The organism is Lysinibacillus sp. NPDC095746, from assembly GCF_044763535.1.
Lineage (GTDB): Bacteria > Bacillota > Bacilli > Bacillales_A > Planococcaceae > Lysinibacillus.
The window spans coordinates 305847-326335 of the sequence record NZ_JBIWGL010000001.1; the positions used below are offsets into that span (position 1 = coordinate 305847).

General features: G+C 32.6%; 20 protein-coding genes. 10 read left to right on the forward strand and 10 right to left on the reverse strand.

Features of this window, described 5'->3' with window-relative positions:
• Positions 1 to 160: 160 nt before the first annotated feature.
• Together ACIQ7N_RS01560 and ACIQ7N_RS01565 are read left to right on the forward strand one after the other, a co-directional pair.
• Positions 161 to 985 carry a methyl-accepting chemotaxis protein gene (locus tag ACIQ7N_RS01560; protein WP_323654116.1) on the forward strand — a complete coding sequence of 275 codons (825 nt, stop codon included), beginning with the start codon at positions 161 to 163 and terminating at the stop codon, positions 983 to 985.
• A gap of 23 nt (positions 986 to 1008) precedes the next feature.
• The gene (locus ACIQ7N_RS01565; RefSeq protein ID WP_402929932.1) at positions 1009 to 1545 is read left to right on the forward strand and encodes a GNAT family N-acetyltransferase; all 537 of its coding nucleotides are present in this window, start codon (positions 1009 to 1011) and stop codon (positions 1543 to 1545) included.
• Positions 1546 to 1588: 43 nt separating this feature from the next.
• On the opposite strand, the gene ACIQ7N_RS01570 is transcribed toward ACIQ7N_RS01565, so the two are convergent.
• The 10 genes from ACIQ7N_RS01570 to ACIQ7N_RS01615 form a co-directional block, all read right to left on the reverse strand.
• Positions 1589 to 3151, reverse strand: coding sequence for a flotillin lipid rafts scaffold protein FloT (locus tag ACIQ7N_RS01570; RefSeq protein WP_132359315.1), 1563 nt, complete (start codon positions 3149 to 3151; stop codon positions 1589 to 1591).
• Between the two features lie 15 nt (positions 3152 to 3166).
• Positions 3167 to 3697 (reverse strand): NfeD family membrane protein, encoded by a 531-nt coding sequence (locus ACIQ7N_RS01575; RefSeq protein ID WP_402929793.1) that lies wholly within the window; start codon positions 3695 to 3697, stop codon positions 3167 to 3169.
• 153 nt (positions 3698 to 3850) lie between these two features.
• Positions 3851 to 4447, reverse strand: coding sequence for a 3D domain-containing protein (locus ACIQ7N_RS01580; protein ID WP_402929795.1), 597 nt, complete (start codon positions 4445 to 4447; stop codon positions 3851 to 3853).
• A gap of 87 nt (positions 4448 to 4534) precedes the next feature.
• Positions 4535 to 4711: a hypothetical protein gene (locus tag ACIQ7N_RS01585; protein WP_402929797.1), complete on the reverse strand. Its 177-nt coding sequence runs from the start codon at positions 4709 to 4711 to the stop codon at positions 4535 to 4537.
• Between the two features lie 31 nt (positions 4712 to 4742).
• Entirely contained in the window at positions 4743 to 5048 is a 306-nt protein-coding gene (locus ACIQ7N_RS01590) for a hypothetical protein (protein ID WP_402929799.1), read from the reverse strand.
• Positions 5041 to 5253 carry a hypothetical protein gene (locus ACIQ7N_RS01595; protein ID WP_402929801.1) on the reverse strand — a complete coding sequence of 71 codons (213 nt, stop codon included), beginning with the start codon at positions 5251 to 5253 and terminating at the stop codon, positions 5041 to 5043. Before ACIQ7N_RS01595 ends, ACIQ7N_RS01590 begins: the two co-directional genes overlap by 8 nt.
• Positions 5254 to 5288: 35 nt before the next feature.
• A complete protein-coding gene (locus tag ACIQ7N_RS01600) occupies positions 5289 to 5465 on the reverse strand; it encodes a hypothetical protein (RefSeq protein ID WP_274067659.1) in 177 nt (58 codons plus the stop codon).
• A gap of 68 nt (positions 5466 to 5533) precedes the next feature.
• A complete protein-coding gene (locus tag ACIQ7N_RS01605) occupies positions 5534 to 5998 on the reverse strand; it encodes a hypothetical protein (protein WP_402929803.1) in 465 nt (154 codons plus the stop codon).
• 173 nt (positions 5999 to 6171) lie between these two features.
• Positions 6172 to 7158 carry a phage lytic cycle repressor MrpR family protein gene (locus ACIQ7N_RS01610; RefSeq protein ID WP_402929805.1) on the reverse strand — a complete coding sequence of 329 codons (987 nt, stop codon included), beginning with the start codon at positions 7156 to 7158 and terminating at the stop codon, positions 6172 to 6174.
• 10 nt (positions 7159 to 7168) lie between these two features.
• On the reverse strand, positions 7169 to 8485 hold the full coding sequence (locus tag ACIQ7N_RS01615) for a ParB N-terminal domain-containing protein (RefSeq protein WP_402929807.1): 1317 nt from the start codon (positions 8483 to 8485) through the stop codon (positions 7169 to 7171).
• Positions 8486 to 8751: 266 nt separating this feature from the next.
• Here ACIQ7N_RS01615 and ACIQ7N_RS01620 point away from each other — a divergent pair, with 266 nt between their 5' ends.
• The 8 genes from ACIQ7N_RS01620 to ACIQ7N_RS01655 all read left to right on the forward strand — a co-directional run bounded on the left by ACIQ7N_RS01620 (position 8752) and on the right by ACIQ7N_RS01655 (position 20476).
• Complete coding sequence (locus ACIQ7N_RS01620) at positions 8752 to 9255, forward strand: hypothetical protein (RefSeq protein WP_274069343.1); 504 nt, start codon at positions 8752 to 8754, stop codon at positions 9253 to 9255.
• A gap of 76 nt (positions 9256 to 9331) precedes the next feature.
• Positions 9332 to 9808, forward strand: a complete 477-nt coding sequence (locus tag ACIQ7N_RS01625) for a hypothetical protein (RefSeq protein ID WP_402929809.1) — start codon at positions 9332 to 9334, stop codon at positions 9806 to 9808.
• Between the two features lie 304 nt (positions 9809 to 10112).
• Positions 10113 to 10655 (forward strand): hypothetical protein, encoded by a 543-nt coding sequence (locus ACIQ7N_RS01630; protein WP_402929811.1) that lies wholly within the window; start codon positions 10113 to 10115, stop codon positions 10653 to 10655.
• Positions 10652 to 11416: a hypothetical protein gene (locus ACIQ7N_RS01635; protein WP_402929813.1), complete on the forward strand. Its 765-nt coding sequence runs from the start codon at positions 10652 to 10654 to the stop codon at positions 11414 to 11416. Before ACIQ7N_RS01630 ends, ACIQ7N_RS01635 begins: the two co-directional genes overlap by 4 nt.
• Before the next feature lie 30 nt (positions 11417 to 11446).
• Positions 11447 to 12445, forward strand: a complete 999-nt coding sequence (locus ACIQ7N_RS01640) for an Ig-like domain-containing protein (RefSeq protein WP_274067307.1) — start codon at positions 11447 to 11449, stop codon at positions 12443 to 12445.
• Between the two features lie 68 nt (positions 12446 to 12513).
• On the forward strand, positions 12514 to 13011 hold the full coding sequence (locus ACIQ7N_RS01645; protein WP_402929815.1) for a hypothetical protein: 498 nt from the start codon (positions 12514 to 12516) through the stop codon (positions 13009 to 13011).
• A gap of 217 nt (positions 13012 to 13228) precedes the next feature.
• Positions 13229 to 19684 carry a peptidoglycan DD-metalloendopeptidase family protein gene (locus tag ACIQ7N_RS01650; protein ID WP_402929817.1) on the forward strand — a complete coding sequence of 2152 codons (6456 nt, stop codon included), beginning with the start codon at positions 13229 to 13231 and terminating at the stop codon, positions 19682 to 19684.
• Positions 19685 to 20476, forward strand: coding sequence for a distal tail protein Dit (locus ACIQ7N_RS01655; protein WP_402929819.1), 792 nt, complete (start codon positions 19685 to 19687; stop codon positions 20474 to 20476).
• Positions 20477 to 20489 lie beyond the last annotated feature (13 nt).

Below are 20489 nucleotides of genomic sequence, written 5' to 3' on the forward strand. Positions count from 1 at the left end.
ATTACCGTGACTAAAATCACATTTTCTTCATATAAATTTAGTTTTTATCTATTTTTAGTGGCAAATATTGTGTTACAGTGAAAGTAATCATCTAGCAATCCTTGGCAAAAAGCTTCGATGACTAAACTATTTTTCACTGCACAGACTTGGAGGAATTTTCATGAAAATTATTGAAGCTTTAGCACTTTCAGTACCTTATATCCACCTTGCATTAAAGGAAGAGGCAATTGTGGCTGTCGTCGAGAAGGAAAGTGAAATAGTTGTAAAATATTTAGCTGGCAAACGTGTAGATTCAGGCTACCTAGATGGACAAAAAGTAAATGCTAATGACCAAAATGTTTTCATTGCCTTTACTGGGAAAAATGCTGATGTCGTAATACCAAAGGATGTATACGGGGTTGCCATCAATGCTTTTTCATTTCCAATCCGTGAAAATGGTAAAGTCGTAGGTGCCCTAGCATTTGGACTACCAATCGACAATGAGCTTAAACTTGAGGATTATATGGGGACAATGGATAGCATTGTAAACAGCTTACAGGACAAAGTACATACAATTGCCTCACATTCTGAGGAATTAGCAGCAACAAGTGAGGAGATTAACAAACAAGCACAGCACGCCCTTGAAGATTCAAAGAAAACAAATGAAGTAACAGATTTAATAAAAAGCATTTCTCGCCAAACAAATTTACTCGGCTTAAATGCATCTATTGAGGCGGCTCGTGCAGGCCAGCATGGTGCTGGCTTTAACATCGTAGCACAGGAAGTTAGAAAGCTCTCGTTCGAAACATCCAGCGCCACGGAAAATATCGAAGCCTCCCTACGAAATATAAATAGGAACCTAGAAAACCTTAAGCAAAATATGGGGCAAATCAATGACGCAACGAACGAACAGTCTCAGCTCGTTCAAGATTTTAGTGAAATTATTGAGGAGTTAACCGTTCTTAGTCATGAAATGAAGGGCTTTATGCATAACGCCTTAAAATAAAAAAGAGGTGAAGAATATTGCAAATGACCATTAATCCGGAATTATCTTTACGTACTGTCGAATTAGAAGATGCAAATGCTGTTTTTGCCTTAACAGATGCATCACGTACATATTTACGGGAATGGTTGCCGTGGCTGGATATTACAAAAGAAGTAGCCGATACAACGGCATATATAGAAGGCTGTATAAAAGGGCATGAAGCTAAAAGCAGCCTCTCTCTTGTTATCATTTTTCGCAATGAAATCGTAGGCATTGCTGGCTTTAATACGATAAATCATAGCAATAAGATCGCTGCTATTGGCTATTGGCTCAGCGAAGGAGCTCAAGGACATGGTATTATGACAAAGACTGTCCAAGCATTATTACAATATGCTTTTAAGGATTTACAGCTCAATAAAGTGGAAATTCGTGCTGCTACGAGCAACGCAAAAAGCCGCGCCATCCCTGAACGACTTGGTTTTACAAAAGAAGGAACGATTCGTGCAGCAGAATGGCTTTATGACCATTATGTTGACCACGTTGCTTATGGCATGCTCGCAAGTGAGTGGAAGGAAAAATAGAGGAAAAATAGCCACCTGATATCAAATCAGGCGGCTATTTCTATTATTGTTCAACCGTTTCTTTTATTTCGTCTTGCGTTTCATTAGCTGTAGCTGTTGTTTGCTTACCTAAGCCTACTGCTATTTGCTCTAGCTCCGGACGCAATGTATGCTTACCTGCATAGCTTTCAATTAATTCCTTCACGTCAATTCCTGAAGTTTCCTTTAACGATTCCTGTAATGTTGACATTAAATTCGTTGCATAGGCAGTTACTTTATTAGCACCGCCTCCGCCTTCCCCACCACCAGTATCAACAACAGTAATCTTATCAATATTGCCAAGTGGGCTCGCAAGTTCTTTCGCATATTCAGGCATCATACGTACAATCATATCCAGGACAGCTGCCTGACCGTAGTATTCGAAGGCTTCCGCAATTTTACGTTTCGCCTCGGCTTCTGCTAGACCACGAAGACGAATAATATCCGCATCTGTTTCCCCTTTTGCACGCTCAGCATCCGCTTTTGCAAGACCGTCCAAACGAATTTTCTCCGCTTCGGCTTGTGCCAATGATTCGATACGGTATTTCTCCGCATCAGCCTGCGCAAGCTCACGCATTTTGGCTGCCGCCGCATTTTGCTCGACAGCGTAACGATCAGCATCAGCCTTTTTCTTAACTTCTGAATCGTATTGCTTCTCACGACGTAAAATCTCTTTTTCTTCTAATTCAATTTGCTTTTGACGTTCAATAATGCGAATCTGCATTTCTTGTTCAGTAACCTCTTGCTTTGCACGAGCCGTTTCAAGTTCATAAGCTTGGTCAGCACGTGCCTTAGCGATATCTTGCTCACGACGGAATTCTGCTACCTTTAATTGATTTTCTTTTTCCGCTTCTGCAATTTCTGTCGCACGTTCAAGCTCAGCCTTTTGTGCTTCTTTTGATGCTTCAGCACGCTTAATGCGTGTTTCCTTTTCAGCATCTGCGGTAGCTATATCCGCATCACGTTTAACCTGCGCAATACGCGGCTTACCAAGCGATTCTAAGTAGCCATTTTTATCACGGACATCTTTAATCGTAAAGGAAACGATTGTCAGACCCATCTTCGCTAAGTCCTGAGACGCAACACGCTGTACTTCCTGAGAAAATTTATCACGGTTTTTATAAATTTCCTCAACCGTCATTGAACCTAAGATTGAACGTAAATGACCTTCTAGCACTTCACGTGCCTCATTTTCACGCTCATCCTTTTGCTTCCCTAAAAACTGCTCCGCCGCCGTAGCAATTTCTGAAATGGAACCACCGATTTTAATGATAGCGGTTCCATCGGCCATAACCGGTACACCTTGTTCCGTATACACTTCAGGCGTTGTCACATCAAGCTTACTAGACAATAAGCTTAATGGATGTGCTTGCTGGAAAATTGGGAATACGAATGTACCGCCACCACGAATAATTTTTATACGGTTTCCCGACTCATCTTTATGTACATTTTTTGAGCCAAGATAGCTACCAGTCACAATCAGTGCTTCATCAGGACCTGCTGTACGATACTTTGTCACATATAGTGCAACTAGTGCTATTAAAACAAAGGCTACAATTCCTATTACAATTAAAATCTCCATTGACATATAAATATCGCTCCTCTATAAAAATTTTTTATCATAAGATCTCACAAAAAGTGTTCCTTCTTTCACTTCTACAACAAGTACCGTCGTATCGTAATCAATAGCCTCATTGTCAAATCCTGTTGCTCGCTTTGAAATCATTCCGCTAGCCATTTCAATAACTACCTCTCCAAAACCGTCAATCGGGATTGGAACAATGACTTTTCCTAGCTGACCTCCAAGTGATTCTTCTGTATAAGCTAACGAAACATCGGCTGATCGTAGCGGAACTAGAACAAATAAATAAAATAGTGCACTTAAAATAGCTCCGATGATACAAGCAGCAACAATGTTCCAAACGCTAGGAAAGAAGGCTAGTTTTTCTAAAATAAATCCTGCTGCTGACATCAACGTAATGAAAGATAGAATGACACTTGGATTAAAAATCGGTAGCCCCTCTCCAATGCCCTCGACAGCATCACTAAAAAACGTAAATAAAAGTGTTGCAAGGCCCCCGAATATTAATCCCACTAAAAAGATTTGCTCGAGTGAATAGCCAAATAGCGTCAAGTTGTTCCCCCCTTTTCATTGTATTACCTACTATACGGATGCAGACTACAAAAAGTTTCGTAATTTTTCACATTTTTCAAATAAAAGAAAGGAGCACAAATTATGCTCCTTAAAATTTATGTATTGAATTATCAAGTTTTTTGAGTAGCTTAATTACTTTATAATGCGTAATTGGACGTTATGTCTGCCATATTGTGCTGATACTCTTTCGGATTCAACAAGGATATCTAACCGATATCCTTTAATAGCACCACCTTTATCGGCAGCAATCGCCTTAAACCTCTCATTCGGTGTTTTAATTTCAACAATAGTTCCTAATGGGATAATTGTTGGGTCCACTGCTACAATTCTCAACCCCTTAAAATATATTGTTTTTTGTACATTAATTCCTGTAGCCGTAATCCCACTACATCCTATACAATCATTGCCATAATAAGTAGCGTGGAAATTTAACCACTCAATATTTTCTTTTATACTAGAATCTTTCTGTTGCCGTTCTATTCTAAGTTGTTCTTTTCGAATCTCTTTTTCATGCATCAATCGTTTTAATTCTTGCCGCTTCTCATTTTTTTGTTTTTCTAGCTGTTTTGCTGAAGTAACAATTGTTGTAATCATGTTATCATAGCTATTCTTAGGAGTATTTTGAAATATCCTTTTATAATCTATATCATTATTTACATTTTCATCTATTAAACTTATAGGAAATAAAAAGATGAAAAATATGGCTAAAATTATTTTATATTTATTCATATGATACTTAAAACTCCATATAGGTCTTGCAGGACCATATTTTTAATTCCGAAATATGTATTATATTAGTTTATGTATAAACATTAATTAAATCTCAAGTACATTGATATTCTTGATAAAGGCTTCTATCAAGTTAACTGCTTCCCATTCTAGATGTTCCATCTCCTTTGATATCGTTAAATTTAGATCACCCATTTCCTTGTAGGCTAATGCCATCTCATAATAATCTTCTTTAAACCCATTTATATTTTTGTTAATAGTCATTTAACTCCTTCCTTCCATTTTTTATAGGCCGTCACTTATCTTGTTGTTTTCTATTAATTTCTAAAACTAGTGAATCTAATTGTTTTAACCTTTTTTCATTATCTGATTCATAACTTAATGCTAGCAGAGCCTGTTCCCGCTTTTCCTGTAATTCAATAAATGTTAATTCTATTAGTTTTGTACAATTCATTAATACATTTTGTAGTTTTTTGCATTTGTATAAACATTCTTTCATATTATTTTCATCCTCAAAAAGCTCCCCCCGATTAATTATGCTAAAGATCTCTCCAAACTCTCTCATCATTTGTTTCATTTCTGTCATTATTAATTTATCCACTATAATCCCTACCTTCACTAATTTTAATAATATTTCCAATTAATTTATCTAAATATTTTTGGGCTGCTACCTTAGAAGGAAATTTCTTGGAATAAATAAAATCATCTTCTACTTGAACTAATAGCCATTTACTACTCACACTATCTTTTAAGATGATAATTCCGTATTTTTTATAAACAGATTGTGCGTATTTTGTATATATCACCAATCATTCCTTTCATTACTTTAGACTTTTCATCTTTATAATTTACACTTTACAATCTCCTTGGCCATCCTTCTAATATTTTTAGTGGGATTAAAATTTTTCATCTTAGATATGTAAACAATTGCTAGTGCTTCAGCATCTATCGAGCTTATTCTCCCTCTGGACTGTTCAACTATTTCAGATGCAAAATCACTTATTAAACGTTTCTCCAATTTAAAACCCTCGCATTTCTTATTAATTAATCTATAAATATTCTATAAAACTGCTAAAAAAATGATCCTCAATTTATTCTTTCCAAAACTTTATGTTCTGGATAATAATGATTTAAATAATGTTTGAGACTTTTTAAACTTGTAATATTGTTATCAATAATAGATTTTCGTTGATATCCATTGTATAAGTAAATAATATTTTGGAATTCAACAACACTATAAATATTTTCGTTATTACCATCCAACTGAACTAAACTATCATATTGAATATCTAATTCTTGTGATTTTTTATAAATAAATTTTGTATCACCTACCCCCTTTATTAATTCGACCTCATCATCATTCCATTTATCCATAAGGATTAAACTAGAAAGTGAGCTGTCCATGCATTGACATGTAAGAGCATTGCCACCTTCATCATTCAATATCACATTTGATATGCTGCCATAGAAATCACTCATTAACTCTTCTGATATATCTCTATCCTTATAAATTACTAGTTCTAATATTGCCGTAGTCTCCTTATCACTCATTTAAATCCCTCCTTAATTACTTCCTATAACAAAAGTAATGCACCAATCTATTTATTTATTTATTTTTATATTAACACGAACAAACGTTCGTTTTCAAGGTTATTTTTAGAGAATATTTACAATTTATGAATCTTAATAGTACTTAAAATAAAAAAAACTGGTATTCACCAGTTCTATAGCTCAATATAAAAAAAACCATAATTCGTTTTCATAAAATCAAAATCTAGTTTATGTTGGAGTATTGAATAACTTACATACTTATTATCTTTGTTGACATAGCCAGTATCATATTTATTAGCAACTCTCTCAAGTATTTCTTTATTCAAGACTTTTGCTTCTTTATGTTCAAGCAATTCCCATATATACCACATCATACCCGATACTTGTATTGTACTTGCTATCAGGTTACTATTGTCAAAAATTGATTTTGCTAAATCCAAAGCCCTATTTCCAAAAGATGCCCTAAGTTGTATATCACCCCCTTTAGCATTTGCTTTTTTAAATATATAGGTACTATCTGAAAAATATTTTTGGCCCTGCTTCGGTTGTGAGCTTGTTGAAGATACTTTATCTAACCTCTCCAGCCTCCAATATAAATCTTCAGAGATTTCAATCGTTCTTGTGTAGCCCTTACTATTCGTCAAATTAGCAAAGCAGACCCCATCTTCATTTGTCAAATCTTCCATCTTTAAATTTAAAATCTCACTATAGCCCTCGCCCTTAATTCCCTCAAATAAACATAGGAGAAATACGGCATATCTCTGGTCATCAAACAAATTCATATAGCGTAATAATTGTTCCCTTGTATATCGGACAATCGATGCTTTATAGATAAACTTACTACAATATTCCATATCAATAATGCTAGGAAGCCTTTGTGAACGATTGTCTGTATAGCCATTCATAATAGCCCAGTCTATATATCTGACAATAACACCGATGGAAGCACTAATGGATTGTGGACTTGGTGATTTTAAACTATAAAATAACTCTTCCAGCTCTACTTTGTGCATATCAAAAATATCTTTATTTTTTTGATTTTCAAGCAACGTTGCTTTATTAAATAACGATAAATAAGTAGTTAGACTATTTTCCTGAACATCTAATGATTGTAAGTACCATTCCTTAATATCTTTATTAAAAACATTTTCCTTTAGCATCTTTTACACCTCATTCTTGAATTAATTGTTCGAATACTTTTTGAATTTTTGTTCGACTGCGTGCACTTAAACTACCATATTTCTGTAGTCCAATTTTCTCCCATAAGGGATTATCGATTGTAAAATCAATTCTGTCTAAATAATCATTTAAGATTTCAAACGGAATATTATGTTCAAACATTTTAGCTGCTAGCTCAATGTGACCTATAAACATTCTACTCTTAAACATTAAGGAATTTTTATCAAACACATTTGCCTTATAGTATGCAAAAAGATACATCATATAATCATTAATTATTTTTGCTACTTTTATAACTTCTAGGCGATTTTCCAAATGAAAGCTTTTGTCGATGGCATTTGATAATTCCGAAAAAGTAACTACTTCACCATATGAATATTTAACATTAGAACTTGATGTAATCTTACCTCTTAATTCCCCTTCTGCTTTTAACTCAATGACAACTTCGTCGGATAATTTTCCTTTTGCTAATTCTTGTAATCTTGGTTTAGGTATTGGGTTAGCCTTTGCCATATCTACTTGTACTCGTTTACATTGTGCCTCTGTCATATTAGAAAAAATAACGATCATGTTACCTTCTAAATCTGCTTTCTTCATATACGCGTTATAAATTGAGAAAGTACGATGCGCCCCATCTAAGACATCTAATAAAGTACCTTCTAACAATGTCAGAGACTTATCTCGTTCATCGAAAATAAATTCAACCCCATCCATCCCAGAACCAACTTTGGCATTGTAGCGTAAAGTAGAAGTAATTAAGTCTCCCTCTAAAGCTTGCTTTTCAATCTCATGTAAAGATTTTGGATTTAAATTCATGACCTCAATAATTCCACTTTTTACTCTTTTCTTTTTTGCTTGACGTTGAATATTTGGATTATACATTGTAATACCGCTCATCCAAAGCTTACCAATAATTGAATTTGGAATTACTGCAGTATACTCATTATGTCCTGTTTTCATAACATTCTCGAAAGTATATGGCAACGTAATAGTTTCTTGATATGGTGATTCTTTTATGTACAACCTTAACTCTTTAATTTCTGAAGGATTAAGCCACTCTGCTATCCAATTATCATCAGTGTCTGCAAATTTTAAATGCAGTTGTTCTCCTAGTAATAACAATTCCTGTAAATTCGCATCTCTTAATATGTTCTCATCATTAATCAATTCGAGAATATTTCCTATGTTAATGTTATGTTTATTAAGCTGTATTGAAATTTCGTCTAAAATTAAATCGTTTTGGACTAACAAAGGTATTTTCGCTTTAATATCTTCAATTAATTCTTCTTTCGTTTTTCCAACCTTCAAACCTTTCAACTCCCTTATTTTACCATTTTAAATATAATCAATTTAATAGTAACACACGCTAATTTAAAATGTAACATTTTTAAATTAATTAATCCAATTTAGATTGACTAAGCATCAAGATTTTATTTTAAACTATTTCTTTTCTGTTAAAATAGAGGTTTTGACTTTTAATTAAATTAATTAATTTAAAATATTGATTGATTTATTTATCATTAGGATTATAATTGTTAAAAGCATATTATGGAAAAACAAAAGGAGATATCACAATGGCTTATCAAACAAGTAAAGATACAAAATATCAGCAACTAGTATTATCTGATGTAACAGTTATTAAAGAACTATTAACTTATAGAGGCTCAATTGACGATACCAATTTCAATCATGGTGTATGTGCAACTAATTCTTTAAAAATGAATACAGATGTCATTAGTTTATTCGCTGATTTAGATGAATTAATTAAAAAAACTTTAAATAAAGACCAAATTAAATTACTAAGTTATATTGCTAAAGACTTTTCTTATTATACTATAGGGAAAATTTTAGGAATACCTGTTAAAACAGTAGGGAGTAGATTTAATACTATTTGTTTGCGACTAAAACAAGAGAATGATAGACAATGGAGAAAAGTTACCTATATAAATACATTACATTTAAAAACAAAAAGATGTAGTAAATGTAAAGATATACTCCCTGCTACCGATGAGTTTTTTAGTTTAAATAGCAGTAGCAAAGATCTTTTCCACTCACAATGTAAGAAATGCAAAAAATAAACGGTAAAGTGGTTTGGGCGAAAAAAGTGGATTTACATATACACTAGCCAACCTAATAAGTAGAAGGAGAATACATATGAAATTACAATTACCGAATGCGGTCATTGAATTGAATTTAGATCTTCCGATAGAGGACAGAGTTCAATACATACGATCATTTTTAGAAAATGAGAGAATCATTTATCGAGGTGAAGAGATCACTCTAGAAATATATTTCAGTATAACCTCTCATACTCGCAATACGATCATTTTGTTAGATATGTTAGGTTATTATATAACAAAAGGATTTTTCACTAAAGAAGAGCTTCTATTAGAAGAAGAAAATTTAAAGTACATTAAAGAAGCTAAAAAGCGCAATAAAAGACGCAAAGAAATTACAAAATTACTTAAAAATCAAAATGCACAACATCGATTACAAGATAATTACGTACTCTCTCACTATAAGCAAAAAGAAATTACTAAAGGCTCCAGTAGACATAACACCTTTTCAAACACTTCATACTTTGAAGCTATTGCTTTTGGCATTGAAGATGCAGAAGAAGATTCCGTTTAATACATAAATTAATTTAAAACAAACATTAAAAATAATGAAGTTTTCTAATAGGGCTGTCCACTAAGTTTAACATATCTTACAGCCCTATCATGAAGGTTTCATATTACTAAAAGAGGTATCCGTGCTTTCAAGTAAACTGTTTATGAAATGTAATTGGCCTAGCATGATTATCTATATTAAATGAAAGAAGGTGATAACTTTTGTATGTATAAATTAATGTAAAAAAATACATAATCTTTTTCCAATTAAATAATATTGAAACCTTCAAAATTGCACTCTTCTTCTTTAGGAGGAATAAAGGAGAATGAAAATAGTAAAAAACATAACTGAATTTTATCGTTTATTAGTAAATGATGAAAAACTTCTTCGTTTACTATACTACATGTCAAAGGATCAACAAGATGATCCACTTGATGACTTAAAAATGGATGTATCTCAATTACCTGAGAAAGACAGTATACTTAACAATTTAATAGTTATAGGTGATAAAACTAATGATCTAGCATCAGACACAAATATTTGTAGAATTTGTTTATACACAGGTACTCGTATGCCACAAAAAAATTATCTAAAAAACTTAAATCAATTTACGGATAATCCTTATTCTAGCACTCAACAGTATATCTTTGATATTTATACGCCTGTTTCTGTCAATAATACTGATTTTCGGCTCGATTGGCTCGGCGAAAAGCTAAACGAAGTATTGTTTCAAGAAGATGTTGAGGAGTTTGGGGATTTAAGATTCCATAGCGGATTCCCAATTACGAATGCTCCTAATGACTTTGTTGGTTATCGTTGGACTTACATTATGCCTTCAGGGCAACAGCCTATGGGATTTAGATCATGAATATCAGCACTAAAAAGGCATTTGGAAAACCGATTAAATATAAAGGTTTAAATGTTTACCCTGTAAAAATGAACGATGCAGATGAATTTTATGATGCTGTGCAATGCTTACTTTTACCTAAAAACGATTTTCCACAACCAGAAATAATTAGAATGTCTTACTTCCTGTTTTTACTTGCTATGTCTCAGAACGACGGTGGACACGAAATACTAGAAAAATTACTTTCATTATATCGTTTAGTTTTTAAAACTGATGACATCCAAATTTCAATGAATGAAAAAGGTATGGCCTTTATAATCGTCGATGGCATTTCTTTGCATGAGCGTGATTTTGATAAAATTAAAACTTTCATAAGTGAACAAAATCTTATTGATTTAGATGATGAATTTATCGACCCCGGTACAAAGAAAGCCATTCAAGAAGCACGTGTATTTATGGCTAAAAGAAAAACAAAACAGGCAGATTTAGAACAACAAATAATAGCATATCATTGTAAATCCGGCTTACCCTACCATGAAATTGAACAACTAACTCTTTATCAATTCCACAAAGGATTAATTCGTATGGACTATATGATCAGTAGTGATGCCATTCTTAATGCACGCTACTCCGGAATGATTGAATTCAAAAATGAACAAGATCTTCCACACTGGTTAGGCCATATTGAAGAGCCGCAGAAAAATGAGGATGTCATTATTACAAGATCAGCATTTGACCAACAAATGAAAAAACTAGGACTTGAGCCTAGTTCAAATAAATAATAATAATAACTAAAAGGATGGTAATATTTTATGACACAACAAAACCAATTTTTAACTTCAGTAGCAAACGTTCGTTTATTTGATCGCTTAACAGATGAATTAATTTTAAATGGTAAAACTCTTCTAAATTCATCTATGACACAAGCAATTCAAACACAAGCAATTCACGCTGGAAAAGGCTCTAAAAAGGTGTATGAACTTAACTACCAAAAAGAATTAACATTTTCTATTGAAGATGCTGCTTTCGATACTGCCTATATCGCTTTACAAAATGGTACAGAAATCAACCATCAACTAGCTGAATTCTTTACTGACGAAATTATTTTACTTGATGCAGACGGTAAAGGTACCTTAGCTGATACACCTGTTGGAAAAGTACACGTAGAGCAACTAAACGGTACATTTACACAATACGCGCCTGCTGGTAAAGATATTTCTGTCCCTGCTCTAGCTGGAAAAGAAGTACAGGTTGTCTATGCTGTTCAGGAAATGATGGATACAATTGAAATCTCTGCTGATTCCTTCCCTAAAGCAGTTCGCATGGAATTAAATGTCGATATTCGTTCGAATAACGGAAAAACTGGTGAAGTGATTATTGAAGTGCCCAACTTCAAGCCAAATGGAGCTGTTGAAATTTCAATGACACATGAAGGTGTTGCTTCTTCTTCCCTAGCAGGTAGCTCACTTGCAGATAAAAAAGGAAACTATGCATATATCAAGCTTCGTAATTTATCTGAGGAAAAAGTACAATTTACTGCCCTTGCTGCAAATCCTTCTCGCTTAGTTCTTGATTCTGCTGTTGCTGGGGATTCTCAACGTATTACAGTATTAGGTATTCGAGGCGCAGGCTATAGCAATGTACTTTTACAAAACAATGAGTTAACTTGGAAATCGAAGAACACGTCAATTGCTACTGTAGATGCAAATGGTGTCGTTACTTTAGGCGCTGCTGCAAAAGCAAATGATCAAACGACTATTGAAGTAACTGATGGTACATTTAGTGAAACAATTGCTGTAGATGTTATTTAATAAATTAATTTAAAATGGGTAGAGATTTCATTCTCTACCCTCTTTATTTCTAATGAAGGAGTTCAAAAATGACAAAACGTGAAACGAAATTATCATTAGCAGATATACAAAAAAATGCAGATGCCTTAAATAAAAAGCAAAAGTTTTACATTGATCAAGAGCAAGGAAAGTTTATTTATTTTTATCCTAAATTTAGTAAACGTAAAATAACAATTTTGATAAGTGAATTAGCTGATACAATTGAATATGTTCAAAAAAACAAACTGGATTTCTTTCAAAATGATCATGAATTAAATAATTACATTTTATTTTTAATCATTAAACATTTTACTGATTTACAAACTGAATTAAAAGATAAGCCAATTGAAACGCATTTTGCAACAATGAATCAACTAGTAGACATTGGCTGGTATGAAATATTTTTAACTGAAATGTTTACAATGAATGAGATTTCCAATGTGTTAGAGGAAATTAATAAACGACTAAACATAAGTTTCAAATATTTAGAAATAGAAAAAGAGTTCTTCAATATCTTAAAATCAAACGTTGTTGAGACAACCAAATAAACATCCTAAAAAGAACGACTAAGGAACTTCTGATTTTTAGTCTTTGCAAATAAATTTTTAAAATTTTGAACTACTCCCCTACCTGCTTTAGGTGGGTATTTGAACATTTTAGGATATTTACTGTCTTATTCATTATTAAATAAAGATAAATTGATCAATACAGCTGCCATACAGTAGCTGTTTTTTCTGTTGTCTAAAAATTAGGAGGGAAAACCGATTGAGTACTGGTGGTGGACAAACAAAACCAACGGAGCTATTAGTCGCTCTAGGTATCAATGACGAGATTTCTAAGAAAAATATTAATACATACATACAACGATTAAAAAACATACCTAATCTAACAATTAACTTAGATGTAAAAGGACATAACACACAAATCTTTATCGAATATGAAAAACAAATAAAAGCGTTAGAACGGCAACTCGAAGCCTTTAATCAAAAACTAAAAAATATTGGAAACGGAGCATCCCCTCCCCTTCCATTTTTCGATGAATTCAAACAACAAGTCACTCACTCTGTAAAATCTATAGACACTCTAAATAAAACTTTCGGAGATTTAAAAATAAATGTCAACGCATTTTACAAACAACTAGCAAAAGTCCCTACCGGCGACCTACAATCTCTTGAAAAAATATTGACCCAACTGAAAACAGAAATGCAAACAGTCAATACTAATGAATTTAAATTAAACGGCATTCAAGAAACACAGCAAAATTTACAAGCTTTAGAAGCCAATTTAAATAACATCTATGAACTACAAAAAGCATATGCAGACACTGCCGACTTCGAACAATTAACCTCAAAAATCGTTGAATTAAATACTCAAATTACAAATATTCAACTAGGTGAAGGTTTAAATATTGCAGGTATATCGGATATTCCAAACCAATTAGAGAAAATTAATCAGGGTATTATCGAGTTCGGAAACAATACGAAAGTCGCCGCTCAAGATTCTACAAACTTCTTAACCTCAATTATTGATGGAGCAAAAAGAGCTATTGAATTAACAGAATTTATTAAGAAAAAAACAGCTGAAATTAGACCGCCTAAAATTGGTGAAGAAAATAGCGAAAAATCCTCGGCAAAAACAGCTGCATCTTCAAAAAAAGGTGGAGGACTTGGACTTGCGGCTGTTGGTAGTCTTGCAAGCATCGGGAGAGGACTTCTTGCATCTACTGGCATTGGAGCAGCAATAGTTCTTGCAGAATTTGGAATAAATAAACTACAAGAAAGAAGTACTAAAGCCAAACAAATGGCTGAAGAATTAGTAGCTGAGCAAAAGAATATAGTGGACTCTTATACTGCTAATGCCCCAGATATCAATAGCCTAACATCTAGATATGCTGAATTAGAGAAATCCATAACATTAGGCAATACAGATCCTTCTATCTTAACCGAATATCAAGAAATTTCGAATCAACTTGGAGAAATACTACCTCATATTGTCGCCCGCGAAGATGAATTTGGTAATAAGATTATTGGTTCTTCAGATGCTTTGAAAGTAAAAATCGAATTACTTAAAGAACAGCAAGCTATCGAGTCGCAAATTGCTGAACAAGCGGCCAAAGAAAAACGTGATGAAGATATCAAAATTCGAAAAACGTCTATTTCTGAATTAGAAGATGAACAAGATAGTAAAACAAAAAGAATAGCTACTACTCTAAACACTTTTCACGCTGATTTTGCACCAGATATACGATATAAAGTTAATTTTTTTGATGACAAAGGTGAACCATTACTTAAAACAGTAGCTGATTTTGAAAACAAAATAGAAGAATTAAATAAGCTCCAATCTAAAGCTAGAAGTAATGGTAATAGTGAGTTAGCAGATTATTATCAAAACTTAAGTGAAGCCGTCAATTATCACGCTGAAAACATTATTGAAACGGAAAATAAGCTAAAACAAAATGTATTAGCACAAAAATCGGACTATATCTCTAACATTGCTAATGTAATAAGTGAAAACGATAAATTAACCGATAGTGTTAAAAACAATGCTGAAGGTTTTGCAGCACAATTAATTGCCGCTGCGGATATAAGTGAACTAGATACTTTGCAAAAATCATTAACATCATTATTTTCAAATGTGGATGCCACTACATTAATAAATGATATTATAGGTTCTTTTCAAAACATGGAGAATGCTACTTCTGAAACTTTTGACTCAATGGCAGGTAAAACTAAAGATAAGTTGTCTAATGTGAAAGCTGAATTATCTGGGCTGGGATTAAGTGAAAAAGAAGTAAGTAGTATTATGAAAGCGCTAAATCAACAATTCAAGGATACTACGAAAACTCAAAAAGAATTATCTTTTGAAATGAAAACTCATAGTTTAACATTAGCTGAAGCAAGAGAAAAAGTGGGTGGCTTCAAAAAAGAGGCAGAAACACTATCAAATGTTTTTGAAAAACTAGCAGGTGTTTCTCAGAAAAAGATCAATGACACGTCTGAATTATTATTCCAATATGAAATGTTGACTAATCAATTGGGTGGATATACTGAAGAAGAAATTCGTAACTTGAATCAAAAAGGCAGTTTAACGGCTGAAGAACAACGGCTAGTAGATGTATTGAAAAGTCGTGATTCAGTTATGAATAGTTTAAATTCTATTTATCCTTCCATTCTAGATAAAGACGGGAAAGCTATAACCTTAAGTGAGGAAAAGATTAAGGTTATTCAAGCTGAGAATAGAGCGAATGAAGTCTTATTAAAAGCATATAAGTTAGCAAGAGAAGAAAAATTAACCTCTGAACAACAAATGATGATTGCCTCTGCTCAATCAACAAAATTTAAAATTGAAAATATAAAAAAAGAAATACTAATGTTAGAGAATTATGTAAAAGTAAACGAAATTACATCCAAAGTATTTGGTGCATTAAATACTCCATTTGTAGGTATCGCACTTAAGGGACAACAAGTAGTTTTACAAAATAAAATAAGTGGTTATAAAAAAGAATTGAGTGGTTTAGTTTCTAATTTAGACAAGGAGGTTGGTGTAATTGATGCATTTACTTCTACAATTGATTCATCCACGAAATCTTCTTCTAAAGCTTCTAACTCAACAATAAAAGAATCAATTTATGTCACTAATAATTATAAAAAAACTTTAGAAAATTTGAATCTTGAAATTCAAAAACAAATAAGTCTTCAGTCTACCCTACCTAAGCATTCCAATGAATACAAAAAATCATTAGAACAGCAATTGAAACTTGAAAAAGATAAATTAGACATACTTCAAAAACAAGCTGGATCCATTGAATCACAAATCGAAAGTGGAAAGATTCAAAAGACTGGAAATATCACGAGCAATGGGACTACGTCAACAACTACCAAAAAATTAAGTGGATGGTCGGGAAAAATTACAAGTCCTTTTGGAGGACGCATTGATCCAATCAGTGGTAAACCAGATAAACATCTAGGTATGGATATTTCCGCTAAAAAAGGTACTCGATTAGAATCAAATATATCAGGTACAGTAATAAAAGCAGGAAAAGCTTCTAAAAACAGTGAGCATGAAACATATGGCAATATTGTTATTGTTAGAGATGATTCTGGCATTGAACATTTATATGCACACTTAAATAAAGCTGTAGCAAAAGTTGGAGATTATGTTCAAGCTGGAACCTATATCGGCGAGACAGGAGAATCAGGACGTACAACTGGTCCACATTTACATTACGAAACTCGTAAAAATGGAAAACAAATCAATCCAACAGAATTTTACAAGGACGCTAAATCAGGAAACGTCAGTGTTACTAGTGTTACTTCCAAATTTGATACAGGTCAACAAGCTATTGATGAAGCACGTTCTGAGTTAATAAATCTTCAACGGGATATTCTAAATCAAAGGGAATCGATTGAGAAATTAGAAAAATATATCATTGATGCTTCTCTAGAATCATTTGAATACAAAAAGTCGAATTACGATAAATTTCTAGAAAATAGTGAAAATCGCTTAAAGAAACTAAAACAATCTTCACTTGAATATCGCAATGAATTAAATAGGCAGTCACAAGCATTAAATGAAAAGAAAAAGATTAATGTTGATGAAATAAATCAATTACAACAATTTATCAAAAGCGGTAAATTATCCTCTTCTATTGTTGCTGAATATACTGAAAGATTACATGAATTAGGAAAGATTAATAGTGAAATTGATTTGGCGATACTTGATGTTGACACATCTAAGATGGAATCATATGTAAGTCTGGTAGAGGAATTATTTAGTACTTTTGACGATAAACGTAAAGATAAAGATGTAGTACTTGATTATGAGTATTTGAAATTAAATGAGCTTGATACATCTTCACTTAAATATTTGCAATCACTTGAAAAAATTAATCAAACAATGCGTGAAAAGCAGACTATAAATATTCAAGAATTAAGTGACCTTCAAAAGTTAATTAACAGTGGTGAATTATATGGCGAAGCATTAACAAAAGCTACTGATAAAGTTAGTGAATTAAAAAAGGAAATAAAACAACTTCAACTAGATATACAAGAAAAAGATTATGAGATTATTGTTAATATAAAAACAAAATCTGATGCTGCGATTGATGATATGCAGTTTGAAATTGATCGAGCAGAAGCAATTCGTAAAATGTATAAAGAAGGGTCTGCCGATTATGTAGAATACACAAAAGATATACTTAAACAGTATGAACAAATGGCTAAACAACATCTTAAAACTCGAGATTCTTTAGTTGAAGAATTGAAACAACGTGATATCACGGCTGAAAGAATTAAACAGATTAAAGAACTTTTAGAGGAAGAACATCTTGCATATTTAAATGCCACCCTATCTATAAAAGACTATACAAAGCAAGTTGAGGAAGCTAATAAATCTCAATTAGAACAAATTGCTAATGACGTTATTTCTGCATATAAAGATTATATTCAAGAACGTAGAGATGAACATTTAAAACTTATTGATGAAGAGATTAAACGTGAAAACGAAAAGCATGAAAAAATCATGAAAAATCTCCAAGATGAGCTAGATCTTTTTAAGAAAAATATCAATGAGCGGTTACGTTTAATTGATAGAACAGAAGCTGAACGTGATTATAATATGGAAATTGACCAAATGGAAAAAGAAAAAAATAATATCCAGCGTCAAATTAATGTACTTGCCCTAGATGATAGTCATGAGGCTAAATCTAAACGTAAAAAGCTACAAGAACAATTAGATGAAATTGATAAAAATATTAACGAGCGCCGTCATGATAGAGATATTGAATTGCAAAAACAGGGTTTAAGTGATCAACTAGAATTAAAGGAAGAGGAAATAAATAGAAAAATCGAGATTCAAGAAAAAGAACATGAAGCAATAATTAAAAAAATAGACAGAGAAAAAGAATATTGGGAAAAACACTATAGTGATCTTCTAAATGATGAACGAAAGTTCGCTCAAATGCGAGAAGATATTTTAAAAGGAAATTTTGATAACATTGAAGCAGACTTCCGACTCTTTATACAACAAATGAAAGATACTCTACCAGGGTTACAAGATACAATGGATGGTACAATGGCCGCAGTCGGTACTGCTATTCGACAAAATGTTATTGATCAATTAGAAGAAGCCCTAAAACTTTTTAATGAATTTAAATCTACACAAATAGCCTCAAATGATTTTGTAGATAACTTTAACCCTAATGGTAATTTTAACGAGAAAAATGGAAGTAATGTTGAGCTATCTAAAGGAAATCTATCCAACGCTGATTTACAGGTGGTATTTGGAAAATTTCTAACAGATAAAGTTGCAAATGTTTTAACTGGTTCTGAAAAAGAAGCTACACATAGTCTAGGTAATAGTTTAGGATTACAAGGTCGTGATAACGGTTCTAAAATAGGTAAAAATATTAGCTTTGATAGTTATATAAGTAGCTTAACAAATGCAGATAAAGAACGATTAGATGAGTTCTTTTCTCAATACAAAGGAATAGGAGGAGGTAAATATGCCTCCTATATAGACGAATTTTTAAATACAGGTACTATTGGTTCCCCTTTAAGTTCGACCAACAACGCTGCCCGTTATAATATTGGAGAAGCTTTAACGAAGGGTGATATGCAAGTCCTTATGGCAAAATATATGAATGATATTCTTAGATATCAAACTAGCAATGCTGGTACAAAACAAGCTATTAAAGGAACTGCAGATAAAATTGCTCAATCAGGTCGTACGAACGGCTCTAAAATTCTACCCGAATTTGGATTCAAAGAAATCAAATCCGCTTTAAACTCATCGCAAATTGGTCAATTAAAAGAATTTATGGCTGCCAACATTGGGAGTATAAGTGATATAACACTTCAAGAATATATGAGAAAATATATCGCTTCCTTGGATACTGGTGGTTATATGAATTGGCGCGGTTTTGGCATTGATGGTAATGGTGGTAAAGCTATTATTGCTCACCCTAATGAAATCATTCTGGATAAAGTTGACACTAATAGGTTATTTAGTTCTATTAACATTATAGATAGAATAATGAATTCCATTCCTCCCCTACTTAGTGCTCTTCCTAGTACATCTAATATATTAAGCCCTATTAGTAATAGTGGAGATGTTTTTGAAATAAGTTTTATGGGAGACATATTTAATACTACTCAAGCAAGTGCAAAACAGTTTGCTCGTGAAATTATGAATGATATTAGAACAAGAAAGGGTGGAATATAATTGAATGAATCAACAGTGTTTACTTACGACGGAATATCTAGTGAAGATATGGGGGTTATCTTAATAAGTGAGGGTGGAGGATTGTTTAGGGAAAATTTCCTCCCTACTAGAAAAATAATCGAAAAAAGCGTCGCTAGTAGAAATACACCATATTTTAAGAGACTGGATGAACAGCCAGTCTCTTTTCCTTTGGTATTTTATATTGAAGAATGGGAAAACAGAGAAAATTTGCGGGAGATAGCTCGTTGGCTTGATCAAGAGTATTACAAGCCACTTTGGTTCGAATCAAATCCAAATAGAGTCTACTATGCTTTAATCGAAGGTTCTTCAGAAATATTCCATAATGGTCTAAAGGATGGATATGTACAAACAACTGTGAGATGTAACTCCCCCTATTCTTATTCTCATCCAATTACTTCTAAATATAATGTATCTAGTGAATTAACTAATTATATTAATAATGATGGAGATAAACCATTTAGACCTTATATTAAAATAAAGAAAAAAGGTAATGGAGACATAAAAATTAAAACGTATTTAGAAAATAAATTAATTAATAATTTCCAACTAAATGCATTATTAGATGGTGAAGAAATTGATATAGACTGCTCGAACGAAGAGATTAAATCAAATTTTGAATCAAAAGGTCGTTATTTATTTGATAATCACAACAATGACTGGCTGGAGTTTGGAATTGGCTATAAATATAATGGTGAGACATCTACAAAAATGATTTTAACAGGAGATTTTGATATAGAAATGACTTATCAATATGTTTATTTAACTGAATAATTTTGGAGGTGAA